Source organism: Metabacillus halosaccharovorans (genome assembly GCF_002019635.1).
In the GTDB taxonomy this organism is placed as follows: Bacteria; Bacillota; Bacilli; order Bacillales; family Bacillaceae; genus Metabacillus; species Metabacillus halosaccharovorans.
In genome coordinates, this window is sequence record NZ_KV917372.1 from 1,554,866 (window position 1) to 1,580,042 (window position 25,177).

15 protein-coding genes are annotated in these 25,177 nt (G+C 35.1%); all 15 read right to left on the bottom strand.

Annotated features, from left to right (window positions below; translation table 11 throughout):
- Window positions 1-36 precede the first annotated feature (36 nt).
- Window positions 37-1,884 (bottom strand): DUF2264 domain-containing protein, encoded by a 1,848-nt coding sequence (locus BK577_RS21810; RefSeq protein ID WP_078434870.1) that lies wholly within the window; start codon window positions 1,882-1,884, stop codon window positions 37-39.
- An 83-nt stretch (window positions 1,885-1,967) separates the two neighbouring features.
- Window positions 1,968-3,575, bottom strand: coding sequence for a response regulator transcription factor (locus BK577_RS21815; RefSeq protein ID WP_078434871.1), 1,608 nt, complete (start codon window positions 3,573-3,575; stop codon window positions 1,968-1,970).
- Window positions 3,575-5,389: a sensor histidine kinase gene (locus BK577_RS21820; RefSeq protein ID WP_078434872.1), complete on the bottom strand. Its 1,815-nt coding sequence runs from the start codon at window positions 5,387-5,389 to the stop codon at window positions 3,575-3,577. The genes BK577_RS21815 and BK577_RS21820 overlap by 1 nt, the downstream gene beginning before the upstream one ends.
- Window positions 5,390-5,522: 133 nt before the next feature.
- Window positions 5,523-6,650, bottom strand: coding sequence for a glycoside hydrolase family 88 protein (locus BK577_RS21825; protein WP_078434873.1), 1,128 nt, complete (start codon window positions 6,648-6,650; stop codon window positions 5,523-5,525).
- A gap of 126 nt (window positions 6,651-6,776) precedes the next feature.
- A complete protein-coding gene (locus tag BK577_RS21830; RefSeq protein WP_078434874.1) occupies window positions 6,777-8,138 on the bottom strand; it encodes an ABC transporter substrate-binding protein in 1,362 nt (453 codons plus the stop codon).
- Between the two features lie 138 nt (window positions 8,139-8,276).
- On the bottom strand, window positions 8,277-9,110 hold the full coding sequence (locus BK577_RS21835; protein WP_078434875.1) for a carbohydrate ABC transporter permease: 834 nt from the start codon (window positions 9,108-9,110) through the stop codon (window positions 8,277-8,279).
- Between the two features lie 12 nt (window positions 9,111-9,122).
- Window positions 9,123-10,061 (bottom strand): carbohydrate ABC transporter permease, encoded by a 939-nt coding sequence (locus BK577_RS21840; RefSeq protein WP_078434876.1) that lies wholly within the window; start codon window positions 10,059-10,061, stop codon window positions 9,123-9,125.
- 189 nt (window positions 10,062-10,250) lie between these two features.
- The gene (locus tag BK577_RS21845) at window positions 10,251-10,874 is read right to left on the bottom strand and encodes a YesL family protein (RefSeq protein WP_078434877.1); all 624 of its coding nucleotides are present in this window, start codon (window positions 10,872-10,874) and stop codon (window positions 10,251-10,253) included.
- Window positions 10,875-11,139: 265 nt separating this feature from the next.
- Window positions 11,140-14,940, bottom strand: a complete 3,801-nt coding sequence (locus BK577_RS21850) for a glycoside hydrolase family 30 protein (protein ID WP_078434878.1) — start codon at window positions 14,938-14,940, stop codon at window positions 11,140-11,142.
- 619 nt (window positions 14,941-15,559) lie between these two features.
- Window positions 15,560-18,265 carry an alpha-L-rhamnosidase gene (locus tag BK577_RS21855; RefSeq protein ID WP_078434879.1) on the bottom strand — a complete coding sequence of 902 codons (2,706 nt, stop codon included), beginning with the start codon at window positions 18,263-18,265 and terminating at the stop codon, window positions 15,560-15,562.
- A gap of 151 nt (window positions 18,266-18,416) precedes the next feature.
- The gene (locus tag BK577_RS21860; RefSeq protein ID WP_218970500.1) at window positions 18,417-19,265 is read right to left on the bottom strand and encodes a carbohydrate ABC transporter permease; all 849 of its coding nucleotides are present in this window, start codon (window positions 19,263-19,265) and stop codon (window positions 18,417-18,419) included.
- 18 nt (window positions 19,266-19,283) lie between these two features.
- Window positions 19,284-20,168 carry a carbohydrate ABC transporter permease gene (locus BK577_RS21865; RefSeq protein ID WP_078434880.1) on the bottom strand — a complete coding sequence of 295 codons (885 nt, stop codon included), beginning with the start codon at window positions 20,166-20,168 and terminating at the stop codon, window positions 19,284-19,286.
- A gap of 69 nt (window positions 20,169-20,237) precedes the next feature.
- Window positions 20,238-21,530: an ABC transporter substrate-binding protein gene (locus tag BK577_RS21870; RefSeq protein ID WP_218970501.1), complete on the bottom strand. Its 1,293-nt coding sequence runs from the start codon at window positions 21,528-21,530 to the stop codon at window positions 20,238-20,240.
- 184 nt (window positions 21,531-21,714) lie between these two features.
- Window positions 21,715-23,199: a response regulator gene (locus BK577_RS21875; protein WP_078434882.1), complete on the bottom strand. Its 1,485-nt coding sequence runs from the start codon at window positions 23,197-23,199 to the stop codon at window positions 21,715-21,717.
- The gene (locus BK577_RS21880) at window positions 23,177-24,964 is read right to left on the bottom strand and encodes a cache domain-containing sensor histidine kinase (RefSeq protein WP_078434883.1); all 1,788 of its coding nucleotides are present in this window, start codon (window positions 24,962-24,964) and stop codon (window positions 23,177-23,179) included. Before BK577_RS21880 ends, BK577_RS21875 begins: the two co-directional genes overlap by 23 nt.
- Window positions 24,965-25,177: the final 213 nt, after the last annotated feature.

Sequence of the window (25,177 nt, forward strand, 5' to 3'; positions counted from 1 at the left end):
AACTTAATCTCTCATTCTTTCGATTCTTAGGCTATTTTATATTGTTATTGTAATTGGGTCATGATTACTAAAACGAATCTTCATTTGATCTTCTGTAACCTCTACCTCTGGTGCATGTTCCCAACACTGTTCCTTGCTGCCGGATTCTCCATAGACTGCACTAACTAAAAAGCTGGTTCCTGGGGTAATTCTCTTTTGAATCGTCGGGATAACCGTACGAGAATGTAGTATGTTTGTATTAGAGTTCGGATAAATGAATGTTGCTTTTCCTTCACCATAAAGGCTCTTCACTCCACTTACTCCCCATAATGTCTTAATCATACATTCTTGATCCTCTTGAAGAATTTCCACCTGTGGTTCTAGTTTCTTATCTTCAATTCCTAATGCAAAGCCCCCATCAGCTGTATCTAGCAATCTGTCAGTCTCAATGCGGTGAATTCTAATATGCCAAGGAGTACCCGGAACAAGCCAAGTCTTGACTTCTACATCAGTCCAAGGCTTCCATTTGGAATAGATATAATCATTCTCTATCGTAAATTCTTCGCTATTTCTTTTTACTCGATAAAGATTATCTCCTTCACTTAAGGCTAACATTGAATCAAATGCCCCCTGTGAAAGGCCCCACTCTGCTCGGGGAACACTAAATCCAAAAGCTGTGGAATAGACAAATTTCTCATATTTTGCTGATGTATGCGTATGTTCATTTGTTGATACATGACCTGAGTTAAATGCTAGAGCATGATCGCCGGCTTCATTGCGACATATAATGAGATGAGGTTCTTTCTGAACCACTTTCACACCAATGTTAGGGAGTGGTTCCTCTTCTGACTTCCAGAACGGATGCTCCTTATCTAGCGCCAACGGTAAAAATGCTTTTAATGACCAATAAGGAGAACCTGGTGAATTATAGTTTTCTCCCATAACTAAGTTTGGATAAGAGTATCCGATCGTCAAAATACCCGTATCATTGAAAATAGGTTGTTTAAACCACCATCTTAAATTTCTCAGAATAATCCCTTTCATGACACCTATCGAAAAAGGCTCTATGCCTGCATATACAGCCGCACTCCAAAATGAGATACTAGCAAATCTATACGTCAAGCTTCGACCGTAAGGAATCGCGGAGCCATCTGATGAAAACCATGCGATAAAGTCTCTTGCAAATTCCTCTGCTCGAGCCTTATAATTCTGAGACCTAATTGGATCTTCTTTTTCCATAACCTTCGCATAGATTAATCCATAATAATGAAAAGCAAAGGGTACATAATAATCTGAATGTCCATTAATACCATCTGCATACCATCCATTAGATAAATAAAATTGATCGATTCTCTCTAAGTTCACTGCTATTTTTTCTCGATCATACGGTTCTCCAACATTTTTTAACCCTAAGTTAACTAGAACAGCGAAAAATAGCCAATTACAATCATGTGCATGACATTGATTAACCTGAGATAACCAAGCACTTACATTCTCTCTTTCTTGTAGAGTAAGAGGTTCCCATATCTTGTTTGGTATAAGTAATAAAGCAAGACCAAATGAAGCCATCTCAACAATTCTTTGATCAAAATGCTTAATCTCTCCCCAGTATTCCTCATGATTAGGGTTTGTTCCATTTTTTAATCCTTGTAGATGCATGTCCCACAGGTCATACTCGACATCTGTACCTGCAAAAAAGGGTGCCAAACCCCATAAAAGTCTCGAGAATCCCTCCATCTCTGAAGTAGAATCAGAGTAAGCAGCACTTGTGTTACCTAATTTTATGCGCGCAAAGCCTTTACTATAAAAAGGCTTTAATGGATTACAAATTTGTCTTAATGCCTCTTCAACATCTTCTCTGGTTTTGAGTGGATTGGTTTTAATAGAATCCGAATAGGTTAGCATATGAAAATGGCTCCTTTCTTCATTACATTAATAATAGGAATAGATAAATCCGTCCAGCTTAACCGCTTACAAAAATACCGTTGTTACTTCCTCTCACCCCTATACTCAATCGGTGTAACACCAGCATAGTTTTTAAACACTTTAATAAAGTAACTTTGATTATCATATCCGAGTCTTTCACAAATTTTCCCGACCGAATCAACCGTTTGTTCAAGTAATTCTTTTGCTCTGTTCATCTTAGCTTTTGTGACATATTCTACGAAGGTTTCTCCTACTTCCTTCTTAAAAAGTCTACTAAAATAACTCGAATTTAAATAAAGAACATTTGCTACTTCATCAAGGGTGATTTTCTTTTCCAAATTTATTTCAACATACTTACAAGCATCGATCACTTCTTTACGTCTCGATTTTGTCGTAGACTCGTTTACCGCCTTTAAAAGCATTTCAAAATATTCAATGAGCCATTTTCTTAGTTCTATTAAGGAATCAATCGCTATTATTTCTTCATGTAAAACTTCATTTGAAGTATTTGTACCGAAAAATTGTAAAGCCTTTAGTTTAACTTTTAGATCTAACAACAGCTTTAATACCCAGTCTTTCACCATTTCGGATGAATACTGTTTTTCCTTAAAAATGTCCATCCATTTTGTGATAAGCGGTGTTACTTCTGCGGTATCCTTTTTTATAATAAGCTGTCTAATTTCGTTTGATGCCTTATCATACCATTCAAATAAGCTATCCGATGTTTTCGTCTCTGCTCTCTTTTTTTCAATCGTACAATTTTCTATATAAAAGCGTTGATTTGTACTATTAAGTAAGGTTTGTAGCGAATGTTTAAAAGACATATAGCTATCTAATGGGTCTCCAACTAAAAAGGAAAGAGATATTTTCAACGTATGAAAGACATTCCTCTGAATTTTTTCAAGACACCTGTTTGTTTTCCCATAACTGTCTGATTTTAATGTTGAGCTATAGGGAAAAAATAAAAAAGATTCCTTTTTTTCTAATGTAAAATGGGCTGATCCTTCTTCATCCTGTAAAACTTCACTTATAACATTTTGAATAGAAAATGATAATGTATCTTCGGAAAGATAACATTCTTTTGCTGATCGATAATCCTGGATAAAACATAAGACCGGAATATACGTTCTTCCTTTTACATCTAAGCCATAAGAGAGAGCTTCATCATACCATCCCACATTTTCGTAGGTATGTTGATAGAGGGTTTTCCGTAAAAACTCGCGTTTCATTGACTCTCTGTTTCTTTCAACAATACTCTCTAACTTGAATTCTTTTATTTTTTGTTGATTTTCTTTTTCTACATTTTTCTTTAATTTTATAAGTACTTCATCTAAGTCTTTCGGGTCTAACGTATCTTTTAATAAATAATCCTGTACATTCAGCTTTAAAGATTGATGAGCATATTCAAACTCATTGTGGCATGTTAGCATACAAACTTGTAGATTTGGATTCATTTCTTTTAATTGTTTTGTTAATTCTATTCCGTTCATTTTAGGCATTCCAATGTCTGTTAGTAAAATATCCGGCATTTCGTTTAACGCATAGGTAAGTGCACTAGCCCCATTCTCATGAATGCTTTGAAGATTTAAGCCTAGTTGATTCCAATTTATTATCTCTGATAATAATTCCAAAACAGGATAATCATCATCTACCAGCATTACCTTATACATTAGCTCTTCAGCCTCCCTTTAAAAACAGACATCGTTATTTTTGTCCCCTTACCCTTTTCACTTCTTACTTCCATTTGAAAAGCATTTCCAAATGTCATACACATTCTCTCGAAGACATTGGCAATCCCAATACTTGAAAAACCACTTTTATTTTGAACATGAACTAACTCTGAGTTATTAGTGAGTCTTTTTTCAAAATTCGTTAATGTGGCTTCATCCATTCCTACTCCATTATCTTCAATCATAATATAAAAATCATTTTTTCTTACAAAAGCTTCAAGCTTAATTTTACCGGCACTTTGGTTTAATCCATGAATGATAGAATTTTCAATAATAGGTTGTAAGATAAAGCGTGGGATTACTTCTAAATAAGCAGCATCAGTAACGTTGACTTCAAACTCCACCTTTTCCCTTTGACGCATGTTCATTAATTGAACGTAATCTGTTACGATGTCTATTTCTTCTTTAAAAGTAATCATCCCTTTGTCTTGATCAATGGTCATTCGTAATAATTTCGATAAAGAGCTAATCATTTCAGCACTCTCATAATCACCTTTTCTCATAACCTTCATTCGAATAGAGTTTAGAACGTTGAATAAAAAATGTGGGTTAATTTGCGCCTGCAGCATAGACAGTTCTGCTTTCCGCTTTCTATCTTGAGTTTCTGTTATTTCCCTAATCATCTCGTTGATTCGATCCAGCATTTGATCAAATGAGTTAGACAGTTGACCAATTTCATCTTTACTTTGAATATTTGAGCGAACGTTTAAATCTCCCTTTTGAACGGTAGTGGCCACTTTACCCAAATGGACGAGCGGCTTTGTCATCGTTTGTAATACATACGTTAATAACAGAAAAAAGACCACAAAAGAGATAAATTGCCCAATAAAGACTTTATGAAAGATTGAATTTATTTTAAAGATTGCTTGTTTGTATGGATTTACAGATACCAGTGTCCAACCTGTATAAGAAATAGGATGACTGGCATAAAGGTAATTCTCATCAGAAGTTTCTATGATATTAGTAAAACCTGGCTTTTGGACTTCATCTTTATAAGTAAATGTTGTTCCAATCTTTTCATTATTAATATGAGATAAAATTTTATATGAAGAATCCACCAACATCATTTCTTCTTTTCCAGGCAAACTTTCAAAGGCCTGTTTCACTTTCTCTTCCATAATTGTCACAACAACATACCCGTAAATTTTCAAATTAGCATCTCTTAACGGTCTGGCAACTGAAATTTGATATGGATTTGTCGCTTGTTCTGATTTAAACACAGTCGGCTGACTTCCTATCCAGATCGATTCATAACCAAAAACACGATCTAATTCTTTAAACCAAGGCTCTTCAAAAAGTTTCTTCGGGTCATAGTCACTGACAGGATAATTTGTGTAGTGCTCACCATTTTTCAGAAGAATCGTCACATATGACTTCTCACCAAGTAGGGTAATATTTTCGATTAACATCGAGACTTTACGATTTTCTAAGTAACTTTCATATTCTTCTTCCTGGTCTATTAGCTGTTTATCATTTTTAGCATTTTTCTTTAAAATTGAACTTATCTCGGAATCCAACTGTACATAGTTTACGGCGTATAACATATCCTCAAAAAACTTATTGACATATTCTCCTGCTAATTTCAATTCCCTATTAGCATTTGACATTGCCTGTTCTTTCATTGCATCCTTTGTTAAATAACTGGTAATAAAAAGGGTAATAATGGCAGGAATAACAAGACAGATGACAGATGTGATAATAACTTTATTACGAAAAGAATAGGTTGTCAGCTTTTGAAGTATCGTATTCCACACAAAATTCCTCCTCCAATAAAAGGATAAGACACAAGCAGAAAACGCTCTCAACCTCTGCGTATATCTTATCAACTAGTTATTGAATATTGTCGATTATTTCGATGTCTAAAACACTGTCTTGTTTATTAATAACTTACCAGAATAGTTGTCTATTTCCTTTTAAAACCGCAAGACCTTCAACAAAGAAATAATCACCGTAAATAAGCGGTACATCTATGTTCTTACCTTCCGGATAATGACTTGTACCTTCAAGAATTAAACCATCCTCTTCTACAGTGTCCCAAGCTCCGTAATTCTCATATAAAGACTTAATTATTTTTATGCCCGATTCTTTGTATATTTTAGATTCTGTCTCACTTACCTGTTCAGATAATAACAATAGTCCGCATGCTGTAATTGCACCTGCTGAAGAATCCCGATGCTTTGTTATGTTCTCCGGAAGTCTAAAATCCCAATGTGGTACATAATCTTCCGGCAGGTTTGCAAGGAAGAAGTGTGAAACATTTTTCGCTGCCTGTAGATATTTATCCTCTTTTGTATACTTATAAAGAAGAGAAAGTCCATAAACAGCCCATGATGCTCCGCGGGACCACGCTGATTCAGGTGCAAAACCTTGACCTCCAATTGCCTCAACTCTTTCACCAGTCTCTGGATCAAATCGAATAATATGATACACTGATCCATCTTTTCGTATGAAATGATCCAATACGGTTTCCCCATGTTTTTTAGCAACAATACTATATCTTGGATCTCCTGTTACTTCTGTCGCCCAAAACAATAATGGTAAATTCATTAAACAATCAATAATGGCCCATCCTGCATTATCCTCACCTTCGTGCCATGGATTCCAAGCTCTAATATAGTTTCCTGATGCATTAAACCTTCCCATTAATAAGTTTGCAACTAACAATGCACGTCTTTTGGAGTCTTCATCATTTAATAGTTTATATCTTGCAACACTTGTTAGTGTCCACATGAATCCCATATCATGATCTAATTTATAGTAATCTGTGATAACATGATCGAGCTGTTCTTCACATTGTTCCGCTATTTCCTTAAATGAATTATTTTTTGTGTCACGATACAATAGCCATAAAAGCCCCGGCCAAAATCCTGCCGTCCACCATGATGGAGATTCTAAATGATAATCTCCTTTTACACTTGCATGCGGAAAGTTTGCACCAATTTTCACACTCGTTCTTTCCACTTTAGAAATGACTTTTTGCCATGCTTCCTCAACCCAAGCTAAATTAGTAGACATATGATCACCTTTCTTTATTTTTTGTTAGTAATTAAAAGAAAGGGCGCCAGCTTTTGCTGTATCCAATTTCTCCACTCTATGGTGAGAAATTGACATTTACGCCCGAACCTAATATATTTCAAATGATTATTTATTATTATCGATAATTTCTTGTGCTCTTTCTTGAGTTGCTTTTATCGTTGCATCAATATCTTGATCACCTAATATCAACTTTTCGTACTCTTCATTTACAACTTTGTACAACTCTGCTTGATATGGTACAGGTGGAATAATCTTAGATGATTTTGCCCCTTTTAATACATTCACTAACGATTCTTTATCTACTTTTTCTGGTGTTGCCGTACCTGCCAGAATGCCGTCAATAATAGAATCTAAGTCTTCTTCACTTACACCATTCCAGGAAGGAACATTTTTCCCTTGAACCACTTGCCCTTCAGTTGTATACCAACGAATAAATGTATATGCTTCTTCCTTATGTTCAGAATTAGCAGCTACAGACATAAAGTCCGTTGTAACCGGGGAAAATCCACCAGCATCTCCCTCTTCATTTTTTGGATAAGGAGCTACTGCTACATTAAAGTCTAATGGGAACTGATCCGTACCACCCAGCTCAGTGTTCATCCAGCTGCCAATTAACACCATACTTGCATCTTGACCAAAGAATTGATTACGGTAATGAAGCTTCTGTGAAATGATATCTGTATATGGTGTCGCTGACTTATCTATCTTCTCCATTTGTTCTCTCATTTCCAAAGTCTTTTTAAATAGTGGACTGTCGAAATTAGATGTGCCATCAGCTTTTACAAATTCTGTATTATCTTCTTCACTGGCAAGAGCTAATTTCATAAACTCCATCCAGCCTCCACCTTGAGGACCATGAAAATAGGTTCCATAATGATCGTCTGTTGTAAGCTTTTTCGCATATTCCATATACTCATCCCATGTCCAATCAGCCGGTACTTCAAGTCCTGCTTCATCTAAGTGATTTTTGTTTAATAATACATACCAAGGATTAAACTTACCTGGAAGTGCGTAATAGCTATCATTAATCTTTGTATCTACTTTATATTCTTCATTTAACTCGTATCCTTCTTCTTCAATAAATTCATCAATTGGCGCAACCATTCCTAACGCTACCCTTTGGGCATAACTAGCTGGATCACTAAACATTAAGACATCTAATTGCTCGCCGGATGCAGCAGCTAAATCTAACTTCTGCGTTGCTTCCTGTGTGTCACCCTTTTCACTCAGGATAACGAGATCTACATCAATTTTGGGAAATTCTTCTTCAAATGCAGCGATGGTTTTTTCCCAATTATAGCTTGTTTCATTACCATGTGTATGGAATTTAATCGTAACCGCTTCGTCAGACCCCTTACTATCAGTTTCTGTCCCGGAGGTACTTTCTCCACCACCTCCTGAACAACCTGCCAGCACTCCAATTAACATAGTAGAAGCTGCTAATGTTGACCAAAACTTCCTTTTCATACTATATTTCCCCCTTTAATTAGCTTACTTTATTGTAAACCCTTACACAACACATTTTAGCAAAGGCGTTTATCCTAGTTATAATAATAATTTTACCCATCTCGGAAATTATTTGACTTTCATAGTAGAAATCTACTATTAACCTTTTACCCCGCCTAATGCAATTCCTTCAATTACTTGTTTTTGACCAATTATGAACACAATTAACAATGGTAGAATGGCAGATACAGCAGCAGCCATTATTAATGAATAAAATTCTCCATTAATTGTTGTAAACTTTTGCATAGCTAATTGAATGGTATAAAGTGCGTCTGTACGTAAAAAAATTAATGGATTTTGATAATCGTTCCAAGTCCATATAAATCTTAATATGGCATATGTTGCAACAGCCGGCCTTACAATCGGCAATGCGATAGACCAAAAGATCCTCCAATGACCTGCACCGTCAATTTTTGCAGCATCAATATATTCATTATGAATCCCCATAAAGAACTGCCTGAGCATAAATGTTCCTAAAACACTAAAGCTTCCCAATAGAATAAGACCTAAATGACTATCAAATAATCCAATATTTCGATATAAAATAAACTGTGGAACTAAACTTGCCTGTGGCGGAACCATGTATGTTGCCAGAACGATAATAAATAACCATTTCCCTGCAGGAAAATTAACTTTTGAAAAACCATAAGCAGCTAAAGCAGAAACTGTGCATGAAACCAATGTTGTCAACACCGCAACCTTGATTGAGTTCCAATAATAGATATAAAATGGAAAGTCACCAAACCAAACTTGTTGATAGTTATTAAACCCGTTCCATCTTTCAGGTATCCACTCAATAGGAAATTTAAATACATCTGCTTCTATTTTAAATGAAGTTGATAGCATCCATACAAAAGGCAATAAAAACAAAATACTGATCAGGAAAACAACAATCGTTATAATGAGTTTTTGAGCATTTAATTGCTTAGTCATATAGTTCCCCCCTTAATAATTAACCCATTTCTTTTGGCCAACCCATTGGAATATCGTGATTAAAAATACAATAAAGAATAAGATAACCGCCATTGCAGATGAATAACCAATATCCAAATTAACAAAAGCTGTGTCATACAAATGCCAAACCAGCATACTAGTTGAGTGTAAAGGACCACCTTTTGTTAAAACAGCAATCAAATCAAACACTTTAAATGTTGAAATGATTCCTGTGATTAGTAAGAAAAATGATGTTGGAGAGACCATAGGAAACGTTATATGACGAAATTTCACCCAGGAACTCGCCCCATCCATCTCTGCTGCTTCATATAATTCTAGAGGAATTGATTGAAGGCCGGCAATATAGATAATTAAGTTAAAGCCTACGGAAATCCATATTTGAATGATCATGACAGATAGTAACGCAAAATTAGGATCCGCTATCCACAGTGGAGGATTTTCAATCCCTAATGACATAAGCGTCTGATTAATCGGTCCTGAGGAAGGGTGAAATAAAACTTGCCAAACAACCGCAATCGCCACGACACTTGAAATGTAAGGCATGAAAAACGCAACTTTAAAATAACTTTTCATGTAAACGCTTTTATCGATAACCACAGCTAAGAGTAAAGAAACAGCCATACAAATCGGCACTGTAAATAAGAAAATCCCGTTATTTAATAATGATTTCAGGAACACTTTATCTCCCATTAATTCTTTGAAGTTTTCAAAACCTACCCACTTCAGCTGATCAATACTTTGGATAAACTTCCAATCTGAAAAACTTAGTATAAATGTAGCGAAGATTGGTAGTAATACTAATACAGAAACACCAATCAGCATTGGAGATACAAATAAAAAACCTGCCAGACTTTCGGTCTTTTCAGTTGATCCTTTTTTTCTCCTTGTTAGTACTTTTGAGAATGTGTTAATTTCTGCTTTCGAGTCCATTAGGTATCACCTCTCTTTTAATATGTATTTATTATAGAAAAAACATCATTGCAAACCTTAACGGTATTTTGATGAAAGTTACAACATTTTTTACTTCTTTGGGTTTGCCTTAAAATTTAGAAAACAACAAAAAACACCCAAGACCATTAGGTTAATAGGGTGTCTTTAATAAAAATTCAACTATTCTTTTTAAACATCCACACCAGGACTCATTTTTGGAAAGATCGAGTAAGAAAAGTACGTGAGTGCAAAAGCTATTCCACTACCTAAAAAAAGAAAAGCAACACCAGGAAAAAGTAAACTAATGAACAGACCAGTTCCGACGGCGAGAACCATCATGAAAGTACGTAATGGAAAAGAGGTTCCTAATAAAATAGAAGACTTATAATAATGAAGGATTGAGCCCTCAAAATGTACATATACAGGAAATATATATAGGAAGATAATCGTTAAAATAATAGACATTATTACAAAACATGTTAAGAAAATATAATGCAGTAATCCTTGCATTGCCTGAATCAATACTAAATCAATATACATAAAAGCTATGACAACTAATAATGACCCCAAAAGAATATTTGCCTTTTTGAACTCTCGTTTATAGACATCCCAAAACGAAGAAAAGATTGAAATGTTATGCTCTCCCATCATCCATTTACGTATTATTGTAAATAAAGCTACCGTTGAAGGTGCTATTCCAAATAATATAAGACCGGCTAATGTAAAGAACATCCATAATAGATTTACATAAGCAAGTTTACTAATCCAATCACAAATTCTGTATATGCCTCCTGTCCAACCGGTTGTTTCCATTCTTTTCCCCTCCTCGTTGGTGCAATAATACCTTTATAATAAATTGTGTCCCCTTTTTTGAGTATAATTTTTTTTACTCATTTTAGTATTATTTTTACTTTTATGAATCGAATATTCACTTATAAGTACAATAGCTTTCTTCACTTAGACATCCCATACTAAGAAAACCCGGGCTAAACATAACCCAGGTCTCAAAAGTGATATCGTCAGCACCTTTATAAATAATTGAGCCACAATACTATGAAGCAGTATGAACTTCTCAGTTTTACTCGTTTATTTTTTCAATTAATCCTTCAGCTGCTTCTATGAGCATAAACCTTGATTCTGCTACTTGATCTGTCGTTACCTGCGGATTTTTCAGAACTTTTTTTGCGTTCATGAATGCTTTATGGAAAATTTTCCAGCTTTCCTTTGTATAGTTTTTCTGTTCTTTATCTACATGTTCTTCATATAACAACTGCAGTTTTTCTTTATTAACCTCAACTTTGTTTTTTCCATTTATTATATCTATACCATCTAAAACAAATGTACCACCTTTTACAACTACTTTAGCCGTGTGCTTCTTATCTTTAAACCCTCGTATTTGATAGGATGTTTGTCTATCTCCCTTGGAGAAAATTCTAACATTCTCATCAATTAATTGATCATCTACATACACATCAATGACTGCATCAGGTGTTGCCCCAAATAAATTGAAGCCTGAACCTTTAAAATCAACTATCATACTACTACTGCTAGGACTATCCACTTTTGGTGTCCTGTAGATATTTACTCCTCGATAATCCATGTACGTTTCTTTCGGTTCATTATCCTTTAAGGAAACCTTTAAAGTATGTGCTTTTTCTTCAAGTCCCCTTACGGAGTACCTCACACCTGTGTCCGTGTCTACAGCAAAATCGCCCATATCCTCACCATCAAGCTCAAAGTTATAAAGGCTTTTATCACCTGTTCCCGATAAGTAATCAATACCTGATCCATAAAAGTTAATGAATAGATATGGATCATCATTAAAGTTCGCCCAAGCATTTGTTTGATTTGAACCCCAGGTATTATTTTTTCTATAGGCATAAACGGTATTCTCTTCATTACCAATAAGTGATTCATCCGTAATTTTCACCAGATCATTAGGAGCTAATTTTTGGACCGATAAAACAGGGTCATTTGTTTCAATTTCTACTTTACTAAAGCTTAGATACTTTTCTTTTGCTACCACTTTAAGAGTATGTTCTGTATCCTCAAGGACTTCCGATGACCACACTTCCTGATGAATTTCACTGTTGTTTAAATAATTCGCTTCACCAACTAAATTTCCATCCAAATATATGTCAGCTGTTCCCTTCGAAGGATTTGTTATCCCATATAACCTAACTTCTGTCCCCTTAAATTTAATTTCCAAGGAACCATCTGAGGTCCAAGCATTCGAATTATTGGAAGACCAACTACCTGAATAAAATACTTTATTTAATGTGCCTTGCACTGCAGTCGAGTCACCATGTTCAACCGTCAGTCCGTTCCAAACAGGGATATCTGTTGCAGCTGTCATTTGTGTTCGGTTAAAATGCGCATAACCTGCTTGTGTATAACTCCACTTTCCAACATACCCAATTGGATTTAATTTATCTTTGTTGTTTAAAGCTTCTTCTTCAGTTTCATATTTTTTTCCTTGTGCGCTGTCAACCTTTTCTGACTCATAGGTGTATCCCTTGATCGGATCTACACGTAAATTATCAATTAGAGTTTCATAGTACCCGGAACCTAATACAACTCTTCCAGCCATTACCGTTGAGTTTTCATCTATATACGCAGCGATTTTCTTTCCATCAAGGTAAAGAGTAAATTCATTTTCTTTCGCTTCAAATGCTAAATTGTGCCAAACCTTGTTGTTGAATTTCTCAATTTTCCCACTCTCAACAACATTACCTGTTTTGAGAATTTCATATGTGCCATCACGATATACACGAGCATTGTATGGTGCGTATGAATCCGCCCCACCCGCTTTCACTTGACGTACTCCAATTAATGCATAATTACTTCTACCTTCTACTTCCGGTGTATGTGTATCTAATAAAAAGTCGTAAGAAACTTTATAATTGACCCAGCGGTGATCACCTATTGTAGTATTCGGGTTACTATTAGAGGCTGATCCATCTGTTCCACCCCAAACTGCCCAATCAGCTCCGATAATGTCAGGAGTCATTTTTTGCTGCAGCATATTACCATGAGCTTTTGCATCAGGTATTTTAAGATCAGTCCGTTTTGCACTTCCACTTGTGACAGGTTTCGTTGCTTTTTTGACAACCTCAAATGCTCCGATTTGATCTGTTGTATAACGTGGAGTACCTCCCCTTCTTTCAACATAATCTCTTCCTTTTTCATCATCCGGATATTGTCTATATTCAAAATCATCCTTATATGGAAGTGACATAATCTTGTCTTTTGATAAATCAGCAGGACTTGATTCATATTCAAAATCATCTATTTTAGATTTATTATCCAATGTGGAAATTGTCACGATTGAATATGGTTTCACTTCAATCTCGTATTCACCTTTTTGAGGTTTAATAACATTGTTGTTCTTAAACCAATTCGCATCATATGCTTGACCTTTATCAGGTCCCCGAGTTTCCCAAACATAAATTGGTGCATTTTCTTTGCCGCTTAAATTTTTCGCCTTGATTTTATATTTCCGGGTTTCCTTTGTATTGTTTGCAAAAACAGTTGTATAATCGTCTGTTTGCGGGTCTTTTAATGTAAGGTAGTTATGAGTACTTGTGTCAACATCAACCCCTCCATCAAAGAAGTTCCCATCACTAAATGCTGCACCTTTCACATACATCCAGCGCTCATTTTCAGGTGTTGAGTGATCATCATATCCGACAAAGTTCATGACATGGCGAACTCCTTGTAACCCACCATCTACTTCATAAAAGCCTGACCATGGATCATATGCACTAATTAAGTGTTTTGGGTTGTATGCTGACCCTTCATAAAACGCTGCAACTGATGGCTGAAAATCAAAAGAAACAGCATTCAGCGGATTATTTTGTGCTCCTGTCCATGAATAAACTGAAATGATTCGCGAAGTTACATCAATAATTCCTGCTTTTCCACCAAGCCCATTGTAATTCGGCTCCATATTTTCACGATAACGTGCATTAATCATCGGAGCAATTCCTTCAGAAACCCAAACCTCTTTTGGCTTCTTCCCTTCATCAATTAACTTGTTTTGTAATTCAGTAAGCTCATTAGAACCAGTTAACCCATAGTGAGAACTAATAACATCAATTTCATCTAGTAAATCTTCATGATCAAGAAGAGTTCGACTAATCGTTTTTGTATCACGGTACCCGTCTGCAGCAACAAGCTTAATAGCTTTATAGTCTGTCTCATAGTTCGGCTCTTCTTTTATTTTTGTCGTAAAATATTTAAGCCAATCAACTTCATTTCTACCATTATTTTGTGCTCTTTCATTTTGTGAGATTCCTATATAATCCAACTTGAATCCATATTCATGAAACACTGCATCAATTGTCTTTTTGTACCATTGGTACCGGTTTTCATATTCTTTTTCTGCTGCACCATTCCATGTAAATCTAGGCTCACCCCAACGTAATATTTCCGTTGTAATATCAGGGTTAATAGATTTTGCATCAGCTGCAAATTGAAATCCCGCTCCTCTTAATACGTTTGCCGGCTCATCTGCATACCTCACCGTTGCAGGCTCAGTTCCTGATGATGAATTCACATCCGCACCTAACTCCACTTTAACATGTGATAAACCAGCACCTGTATCCTTATTAAACAGGAGATTCATCATTTCCCAGTATTTGTTGGGATGTTCTTCTTTATAATCCAGCATCAAACGTGATGTATTATTAGCTGTTACTGTTCCAAACCCTTTAAATCTATTATATTCATCGACATTATTCCCATCGATTGTGATTGTTTTTGTGGTTACTTCAGCGTTGGATACTTTTGGGTTACTAGAAATGATGGAACCTATTAGCAGCGAAGCTAATGTTAAAGTACCGACTACTTTTTTTAGTTTTGGTTTTTTCTTGACCATTTTTTATCATCTTCCTTTCTTAATCTTGTATTCTAGGAACAATGTACTGATAAATGGAAGTAACAGCTAATACAAACAACCTCCTCCATCTTTAGAGTATCTTTTTTCAATCTTTCTTTTTCTCACCTCCTTTAAATAGAATTTAGAGTTATCGATTTAGTTACCAGGAATCATTAATTTGTTTGAATAATAAATTTCTGTTAGTTATCACCGGGGAAATTGCCTATATTACTAGAAGCAATATTTAGTAGATAAAGGGGTGTAATAATTGCCTAGGTATTTAATGATATCTTTTTGATCATCAATATTGTTGATAGCGTTTTCATTATTGCATATTTACTTAGGTTTTCCATACAATTATCTTGACAGTATTTAGTGATTTTTTTACTTCTTACTTTTAAAAAGTTGTTCAGAAAACGGAACGTAGTAAAGAATTCATTTATCAAATAGTCACGACTTTTCTTGAATTTTATACATCTTTTTGATATACCTAATCTACTTTGACGACTACTATTATTTACTTAATAAGTTTTCAACAAGAAAAGAGGGTTCTCTTTTACGAGAACCCTCTGAGTTATCTTTGAAATATATGTTATCCAATCTATCAAGTTTTCTTTAGTTAACTTTCTTTATAAACAAAACGATAAGAACCAGACCCAACTGTTACTTTTACTTCACCATCAAATTGACTTAATTCAAAGAGCCCTTCTGAAATTCCTAATTCTTTACCAGACTCTTTTATGTCTCCAATTCTAGCATTAGGTAAAGTAATATTTGCCGTTGTGTTAGCTGGTACTTCAACTTCAATAGTCATTTCATTGTTGTTAATACTCCAAGAAGATACAATTTTTCCATACATCGAATGATGCATAGCTCTCGCAAAAGTAATTTCTCCGGAACCAAACCTTGGATGAATACTAATTTGTTTATAAGCTGACTCTGTTTCAACTAAGTCTAACCCAGCTATATATCTGTACATCCAGTCTCCTATTGCACCGTATGCATAATGATTGAACGAGTTCATATCATCACTCCAGAATGAACCGTCCTCTTTAATTCCGTCCCAATGTTCCCAGATTGTCGTTGCACCTTTTTTAATTGAGTACAACCAAGAAGGGTATGTTTCTTGGAGAAGGAGCTTTTCTGCTGTACTGTGATATCCATTTTCTGATAATGCAATGCAAAGGTATGGTGTACCAACGAAACCTGTTGTTAGATGATAATCATTTTTCACAACAAGATCATTGAGGTCATATGCGATTTGCTTTCGAACATCTCCCTCAACTAATTCAAACATTAGTGGGAGAATGTTAGCAGTTTGCGTTTGAGCAATCACTTGATTGGTTTCAGTAATATATGTCTGGTTAAAATTAGCGATAATGCCGTTTAACAATTTACTATAAAATTCAAAATCCTCTTGTTTTTCAAGAACAGATGCAGTATCCCTGAGAATTCGAGTTGAAAGGGCGTAATAAGCTGTCGCAACCATATGTTCCGGGGTTGCCCCAAAATAACTGTCCTCTTCAGCATCCAAAGCAAGCCAATCACCAAAATGAAATCCTGTATCCCATAAAAACTCATCTTTCCCTTGAACTCGAATAAAATCCACCCATGATTTCATACTCTCATATTGCTCGGATAAAAGACGTTTATCGCCATAAGAAAGGTAAAGAGTCCACGGACAAACAGTTGCCGCATCCCCCCAGGCAGATGAAGTATAGGATTCATCTCCCCACAATGTGGAAATATAGTCTTTCAGTGCATTTGGAATTACGAAAGGTACAGAGCCATTAGACCTTTGATCAGCTTTTAAATCTCTAAGCCACTTAGTAAAAAATGGACCACCCTGATAATTGAATAATGCTGTTCGAATAAAAATTTGAGCATCCCCTGTCCAACCGAGTCTTTCATCTCGCTGTGGACAGTCTGTAGGTACGTCGACGAAGTTTCCTCTTTGTCCCCACACAATATTTTGTTGAAGTTTGTTTACCATTTCATTTGAGCATTCAAATTCTCCTGTAAGCTCCATATCTGAATGAATGACTTCACCAATAAAGTTTTCAAGTGGTAGACCATTTTCTTGATTAGGATATCCTTCTACTTTTACATAGCGAAATCCTTGGAAGGTAAAATAAGGTGCATATATTTCCTTTCCTTCCCCTTTGGTCGTGTATTCTACAAGTTGATCTGCTTTTCGAAGATTACCAAAATAAATATTTCCGTCTTTATCAAGTACCTCAGCGTGCTTTAACACGATTTTTGTCCCTTTTGGAGCAGATACGGTTATTCTCATTCGACCAACCATGTTTTGCCCCATATCTAAAACAGTGTCCCCAGATGGAGTAACAAACGTTGATACCGGATGAATTTTTTCAGTTACACGTGCAGGCCAATTCTCCTGGGCTACTAAATGATTGACAGGTAAGTTGTGAACAATTACTCCATTCCAATTCGTATCATCATAGCCTGAACCATTCCAGCCAGTTTTTTCAAGACGGGCATCATATCTTTCACCGTCGTATAATTCAGACATTAATATTGGTCCAGTTGATGCCTTCCATGTTGTATCTGTCCCTATCCTTTCTTCTGTGCCATCTTCATATCGAACATGAAGCTGAAGCAATGCAGCACGTCTATCTCCATAAATGTGGCGCTTTTCAAGCCAAGTTAAATTTCCTTTATACCAACCGTCTGCTAAAGCTATTCCTAGTACGTTCGATCCCTCAACAAGTTGGTTCGTTACGTCATATGTCTGGTATTGAAGTCTCGTATCATAACTTGTCCACCCTGGAGTCAGCAATTCATCACCAACTCTTTCCCCGTTTAATGACAGTTCATATAGACCAGCACTCGTTGCATATATTCGCGCAGACTCTATATTTCCCTTTGCATCAAACTCTTTTCTTAGGAGAAACACCTGCTCTAATAATGGATCCAATTCATCTGGATTTGGTGTTATCCATTTTGCTTCCCATTCATCAGAATTTAATAATGCTGTTTCCCACCAAGCTATTTCACTCCAATCAGACTCTCCGCCAAAATGATCCCAAATCTTTACTCTGTAATAATATCTTGTTCTTGACTTTAATTCCGGCCCTTTATATTCGATATGAATGGATTGATCAGATTCTACTCGCCCTGTATCCCATATAGGGTTTACAAAGTTTCCCTTTAAAAGAGAAACTTGTATTTGATAAGCTTGCTGAATCATTCCACGACGATCAGCTTCAATCACCCAGCTGACTCTCGGTTTTTTTATATCTAATCCTAGTGGATTTTTTTTGTATTCGCATTTTATTTCTTTTATTCTTAGAGTAGTAGTCATGTATTTTTCCCCTCCCATATAATCAAAAAATCGCAAATCAATTTTTACTGGTAGCCTTTTTATATAAAAACCACCAGTATCCTTTTTATCATTGCAATCGATCAATGATATGTACTGATGGTTTATATTTTTAATCATCCTTTTTCTCGATTTATCCCTTTACTGCTCCGCTTGTCATACCTTTCATAACAAGTTTATTAAGGAATAAATACAATAGAAGTGTTGGAACAACCGCTAAGGAGATTGAAGCAAAAATTGGACCCCATTGCTTTTGCCCATATTCTCCAGTAAAGGAAATCAAACCGGTTTGTAATGTTCTAAGGTCTGTATCACTAATAAATGTCATCGCAAATATCAAATCATTCCAAACAAAGAAGAATTGCACAAGTGCTACTGTTACAATTGCATTTGATACGATTGGAATGGCGATTTTAAAGAAAACTTGATAAATACTTGCTCCATCCATAACCGCTGACTCTATAACTTCATTTGGCAATGCTTTGAAGTAGCTGGAGAACATTAAGATCGTTAATGGTAATCCAAACGTTGTATACACAAGAATAAGTGACCATATGCTATTTAATAGCCCTACATTAAAAAAGATTGTAAATAAAGGTAGGAGTACAATTTGTACAGGAACCATGATTCCTGCCGTAAACAATAGCATAACACCTTTATTCCATTTCCATCTCATTTTCTCAATTGCAAATGCAGCACCTGCTCCAAAAAAGATAATTAAAAACAATGATGGAAATGTAGCTAAAATACTATTTTTAAAGTATGTGCCCATGTTGCCCACATTCCAAGCATCCGTAAAGTTTTGCCAGTGGAATCCCTCAGGCAGTGCATACATTGGATTAAGAGTAAATTCATCTGGTGCTTTAAATGAAGAAAGAAGCAACCAAACAATCGGATAAACCTCGACTAGTAATAAAATAAATATAGCGAATTTCCCTATTAGCATACCAATGCTAGTAGATTTTGTTTCTAAGGTATTCACGCTAATCCCTCCTTTATGTTATGCCGCGTCATTTCTTGCAAATTTGTAAACAATTAATGTAATAAGAAGAGAGAAGATTAATAGAAATACAGCTACTGTACTTCCATATCCATATTGGTTATATACAAACGCATTGTTATACATATAAATCGATAATGTAGTCGTACTATTACCTGGTCCACCATTTGTCAATGCTACAGCAGACTCAAATACTTTCAACGTTCCATTTAAACTAAAAATAATAGATGAAATTAATACTGGCTTTAGTAGAGGTAAAACAACAAACTGTGTCAATTTCCACCCTTTAGCACCATCCAATTTAGCTGCCTCCAGAACATCTTCAGGAATATCTACTAAGCCTGCAAAAAGGATAACGGCGTAAAATCCAATAGCTTTCCAGATATCCATTATGATTAGAACCCAGAATGCGGTATCCCCTTGACCCAGCCATGGTTGAATAAACATGTCCAGGTGTAAGAAATTAAGCAAACTGTTGACCAATCCCATTTGAGGAGCAATTTCGAAGAGTTTTGAGAACAATTGAGAGACTGCTACTGCAGGGAGAACAACAGGGAAGAAGATAAGTGTTCGAATTAATGTAGAGTAACGCTTAATATAAAACGCAAATAAGAGCGCAAGACCAAGTCCAAAAATGATTTGTCCTGCCGAAACAAAGACTGTGTATTTTAATGTAATCCCTAGACTTGTTAAAAAGTCTGGATCCTTGAATAAATGAAGGTAGTTATCTAACCCAACAAATTCAAATCCACTTATTAGTGATCCTTCGTAAAAAGTATAGACTGTTGACCACACAGTTGGAATGACTAGTATAGCTGTATAGATTAGTAGTGCAGGACCAACAAATAATAATATGGCTTTTGGGTCTCTTAAGATTTTCTCCATGCTGTTTTCACTCCTAACAACTTTAAGGTAACAGGAAGGGGTCATATCTGAACCCTTCCTTGTCATTTCTTACTTAGCACTTTTTAAAGACTTTTCTAGGTTGCTTACATATTCTTCAGGAGTAATTCCTTCATTTAGTAAGTTTTGTGCACCATCTTCAGCAACTGTTTTTGATTTTGGATCAAAGTATCCTTCGAACCAAAGAGCAGTGTTCTCAACGCTTTCAATTTTTTCAAGTGTTGTTTTTGTTAATGGACTAACATCCTCAGGCATGTTTTCAACTTTGAATCCAGAAATTAAACCTCGCTCTGAAATCGCTTTTTCTCCGTAGTTACTGAAAACTTCCTTCATCCATTCTCCAACTTGTTCATCGTATTTTTGTTTAGAGAATGAAAGTGTTAAACCAGCATTCATTGAATAATCGTTGATTGTTCCTTTTCCACCTTCTACAAGTGGAATATTGAAGAATCCAATATTATCAATACCAATTTTGTTTACATTTTCATCGTTAAATTCGTTAAGTGCCCAGCTACCCATGTAGTACATTGCTGCATTTCCTTGTAAGAATGTATTACTTGCTGTATCGTAGTCAATCGTATTTACGCCTTGACCAAAATACCCTTTTACATTCATATCTTGAACGATTTTTGCTGCTTCAACAAAGCCTTTATCTTTAATGCTTAATTCTCCATCTCTTACTTGCTTCATAGCGTCCGCACCATAATAACGGATAACATATCCATTGATTAAACGAGTAATCGGAAACTTCTCCTTACCTGCTACTGCAAATGGTTGAATTCCTTTTTCCTTAAACTTCTCACTAACAGCCATCATTTCTTCCCATGTAGTAGGAACTTCCAAGTTGTTTTCTTCAAATAATTGTTTGTTATACCAAAAACCTTCAATATTTAACTCTACAGGTAAAGCATAAAGCCCTCGGTCACCACTTAAACTCTTTAATAAATCAACAGCACCTGGATTTAATCTGTCATAGATTCCTAGGTCCGTAAATGTTTTTTCAAGATCAAGCACTTGCTCGTTATCAATCATATCTCCCAGCTGATTTGATTCGTATTTAAAAAGTTCAGGCAAATCATTACTAGCTGTTAATAGCTGAATTTTTTGCATTAGATTCGTTTGTAATACTGTTTCTAATTCAATGTTTGCTTCTGTATTTTCCTCAGTAAGCCCCATGATGATGCTTGCATCTGATTCATCGGCAGTATCTTCAGAAATAAATTTCATCGTGTTGTCACCATCTTCACTGCCTGAAGCGCCTTCATTATTTTTACCACCGCTACATCCTACTACTGAAAAAATCAGTATGATAGAAAGTAGGCTTATCAATAAATTTTTCTTCATCATAAAATCCCCCTCTATCTTCATGTTCTTTAGGACTACTTTGTCCTTGCTTTTTATTCTATCTCTTTGAAAACGCTTGTGTAAGCGCTTGATTTTTCAGATAATGTCCGTTTTTTTCAGTTAATTCTTAAATATTAGTTATAAAAAATGTAAAAAGAGCACACGGAATAAGCCCGCTTGCCCTTTAGTCATTTTGAATCTTATATTGCTTTGGTGTCATGCCAGTATATTTTTTAAAAACCTCAGAAAAGTGTCTATAGGTTAAATATCCCACTTCCTCACTGACATCTGAAATTTTCCTCCCTTCTTTAAGCATGATCTTTGCTTGTTCCATCCTATATTTTGTTAGATATTTTATATAAGTAAGTCCGATTTCCTCTTTGAATAGTAAACTAAAATAGTTTGGATTCATATCCACGACATTTGCTACTTCCTGAAGTGTTATATCTAGATTATAATGGCTTTCAATATATTTCTTCGCTTTCTCAACAGCTTTGTGTTTATTTGTTTTTTTAGAACCATTGATTAAATCAAACATCATTTCCATCTGCCTAAACAACCACTCTATCATCTCATCTTTTGTTGTTTGCTCACGAATTTCTTTTTGAGGATAATAGCCCGATTGTTTTATATCTTCCCCTGTTTCCTTAACAACCTCCAAACCTAAATAGACAAGTTTTAATAGTTCACTTTCTATAATATCTGGATTTAGCTTTTTTAAATCGATCCATTGTATATATTTTGTTAATTGATCTAGCAACCCTTCCTTATCACCAGTTCTCATATAAAACAAAACAGCTTCTTCTTGGGCGGATAAGTTTTCAGGGATTTTATCATTAGTCCCAACATCTTCAAATCGGGTCCATCCTTTGCTGTCCAAAAATCTTCCGTATCTTAAAGCATGTAAAGCTTCCCTGTAACTCTTTGTTAAATCTGTTATTCTTTCATAGGTTTGTCCGGAGCCAATTGTTACCTCTTCACGTTCTGTCCAAATGATCAACTGGTTTGAAAATAATTCAAGTTTTTCTTTCAAATGAAAGAATACTAGTAGGTGCGTGGAGCCATTCCAAACGGGCACAACCTTGTAGTCATCATTATTATCTATTGGAAAGCTCTTACCTGAATAAGCAATGACTGTTGTTCCTATTATTTGTCCTGCTTCACCCTCTCCAAAACACTCCCTCCACTTAGCTTCTATTTCTTTGTTTCCTAGCATTAATTCTAACGTTGCTTTTTCTAATAACTCCTGTCTATTTTCATCCCATCTCGAGCGGAGCTCCGTAACTTCATTATCTTTCTTTATTTGAAAAACAATTTTCTGAAGGGCTTCCTCAATCATTGGAATCGTAATAGGTTTTTGCATGTAATCAAGCACACCCAATTTTAAAGCTTTCTTAACATATTCAAACTCGTTAAAGCCACTAAAAACAATGCATTTTGTTTCTGGAGCTTCTTTTAAGACTTTACTAACTAACTCCAATCCATCAATACCGGGCATTCTGATATCAGTGAAGATGATATCTGGACGTTCAGTGTAAAAAAGTTCTAAAGCAGAATTTCCGTCTTTTGCTGTACCAACTACTTCCATACCGTATTTAGACCAATCGACCATTTTTCTCAAACCTTCGATTACAATAAATTCATCATCATAAATTGCGACTTTCAACATCCTTCATCCATCTCCCTTCATTAGGGTTGAATCGAATAATAATTTTCGTCCCCTTATTAATTTCACTTTCTATTTTTAAGGAACTAGTAGGACCGTAGTAAATGGCTAATCTCTCACGTACATTTCCTAATCCATATCCTTTTTCCGTCATTTTCATGTCTTTTATTCCAATTCCATCGTCTTCTACAGTAAACAAGACAAACTCTTTATTTTCTTTTCTTCCTGTTAGAAGAATTGTCCCTTTCCCTACTTTGGGCTCTAGCCCATGATAAATGGCATTTTCAACAAGCGGCTGAAGCAGTAACTTTAAAACTTCTTGGTCCATAAGTGATTCGTCTATTTCTTGAATATAAGTAAATCGATCACCAAACCGTATATTTTGAATGGTCATATAGTATTCAATGTGTTTTAACTCCTTATGAAGAGGGATTACTTCTTTCCCTTTACTTAATATAATTTTAAAACTTTCAGATAATGAAATGGCCATTTTTCCAATATCCTCATGATTGTGAATCATAGCCATCCAATAAATCGAGTCAAGCGTGTTATAAAGAAAATGTGGATTAATTTGTGATTGCAAAACTCTTAGTTCGGTTTCTCTCTCTTTTAGCTGAGACTTTATAAGTCTTTCGTTTAGTTCTTTATTTTCTACCGCCATTTTCTTAAACGTTTCTCCAATTTCTCCAACTTCATCATCTTGAAATTTTTCATCAAATTTATTAGATCCTTTTGCCCAGGCAATCATCATTCTTTTTAGTTGCCGTAAAGGACGAGAGATTGTATCAGATAAGATAACTGATAGGATTACGGCACTTATGGCAATAAGAACTGCGATAAGGTTTGTAACCGCTCTTATTTTGTGTGGCTGTTTAAACAGCTCCTCCTCCTTGATTAAATAGGCAAATATCCAGTCAGTTGTTTTATTTGTGTAGTGGCTTACTACAAATTCTTCCTCTTGCATTATATTAGAAATGTCTGATAAATTTTTTTTCGATAAATCTTTATAAAAGGTTGGATTCGAAAAATAAACAGGTTTTACTTCTTCTTCTGTGGAATCTAAAATTATATATTCGTCATTGTTAGTCCGATTCATCATATCTGAAAACATAGATTTATTGATATTGACAATCAATAGCCCAATCTTTTCTTGATCACTTGTTACTGGATTCCGTAATAGTTTTACAGATGAAAATGTTTTATTTACGTCCTGGTCATCTAATACATTGTCATGGAAGAAAATCTCCTTCCCTTTAGCATTCAAGGCCTTTTGATACCACTCACTTGATCTAATTTCGCTACTTTTATTTTCTTTTTCATAGCGACCCGCATTATCAGAACGCCCGTAACAAACCGCACGAAAATGGTTATCAAATAAACAGACTGAATCAATATATTTTTGTTCTACCACATAATCTGACATAATTTTTTGTAATTTACTTGATGTACCTAGTTTTAGAGACTCCTGCTCTACATCCGATATTGATCCGCTTTCAATTAACTGTTGACGCAAGTCCTCATTTGATAATATAAACCGCTCCATATTAATGACATTACGTAGCAAAAGATCTGCTTTCTCACTAATGGATTTTAAGTTATTTTCATTTGATTGCAGATGGTTCTCCACTAACGTTTCTTTAGATGTATGGTATGAAACCACTCCAATAATAAAAATTGGAGGTAACGACAATGCAATCATAACTGCTAAAAAGCGATTTCGAATTCTACGAAATCGGAAATACGAAATAAATTTTAGAAAATTTAACATAACAACCTTCCTTTAATCTTTTTTCCATACTCATTAACATCTATTTAGGTAACGCTGCCAAAATAAAAAAACTCCTATCCAAAACAAATAAAATATAAAACAAGATAAGTAAAAATATATTTTTATTATTATAAAGATAAAACAAAACACCTGATGTGTCATTAAGTTTTACTAGTTGGTAGATATAACTAATGAAAAATATTTAATTTAGAT

What these genes read in the sequence shown, in the direction of transcription:
- BK577_RS21815 (WP_078434871.1), bottom strand. Translation starts at nt 3,575, where the DNA reads ATGTATAAGGTAATGCTGGTAGATGATGATTATCCTGTTTTGGAATTA.
- BK577_RS21855 (WP_078434879.1), bottom strand. Translation starts at nt 18,265, where the DNA reads ATGACTACTACTCTAAGAATAAAAGAAATAAAATGCGAATACAAAAAA.
- BK577_RS21830 (WP_078434874.1), bottom strand. Translation starts at nt 8,138, where the DNA reads ATGAAAAGGAAGTTTTGGTCAACATTAGCAGCTTCTACTATGTTAATT.
- BK577_RS21850 (WP_078434878.1), bottom strand. Translation starts at nt 14,940, where the DNA reads ATGGTCAAGAAAAAACCAAAACTAAAAAAAGTAGTCGGTACTTTAACA.
- BK577_RS21835 (WP_078434875.1), bottom strand. Translation starts at nt 9,110, where the DNA reads ATGACTAAGCAATTAAATGCTCAAAAACTCATTATAACGATTGTTGTT.
- BK577_RS21875 (WP_078434882.1), bottom strand. Translation starts at nt 23,199, where the DNA reads ATGTTGAAAGTCGCAATTTATGATGATGAATTTATTGTAATCGAAGGT.
- BK577_RS21845 (WP_078434877.1), bottom strand. Translation starts at nt 10,874, where the DNA reads ATGGAAACAACCGGTTGGACAGGAGGCATATACAGAATTTGTGATTGG.
- BK577_RS21840 (WP_078434876.1), bottom strand. Translation starts at nt 10,061, where the DNA reads ATGGACTCGAAAGCAGAAATTAACACATTCTCAAAAGTACTAACAAGG.
- BK577_RS21825 (WP_078434873.1), bottom strand. Translation starts at nt 6,650, where the DNA reads ATGTCTACTAATTTAGCTTGGGTTGAGGAAGCATGGCAAAAAGTCATT.
- BK577_RS21865 (WP_078434880.1), bottom strand. Translation starts at nt 20,168, where the DNA reads ATGGAGAAAATCTTAAGAGACCCAAAAGCCATATTATTATTTGTTGGT.
- BK577_RS21880 (WP_078434883.1), bottom strand. Translation starts at nt 24,964, where the DNA reads ATGTTAAATTTTCTAAAATTTATTTCGTATTTCCGATTTCGTAGAATT.
- BK577_RS21810 (WP_078434870.1), bottom strand. Translation starts at nt 1,884, where the DNA reads ATGCTAACCTATTCGGATTCTATTAAAACCAATCCACTCAAAACCAGA.
- BK577_RS21870 (WP_218970501.1), bottom strand. Translation starts at nt 21,530, where the DNA reads ATGAAGAAAAATTTATTGATAAGCCTACTTTCTATCATACTGATTTTT.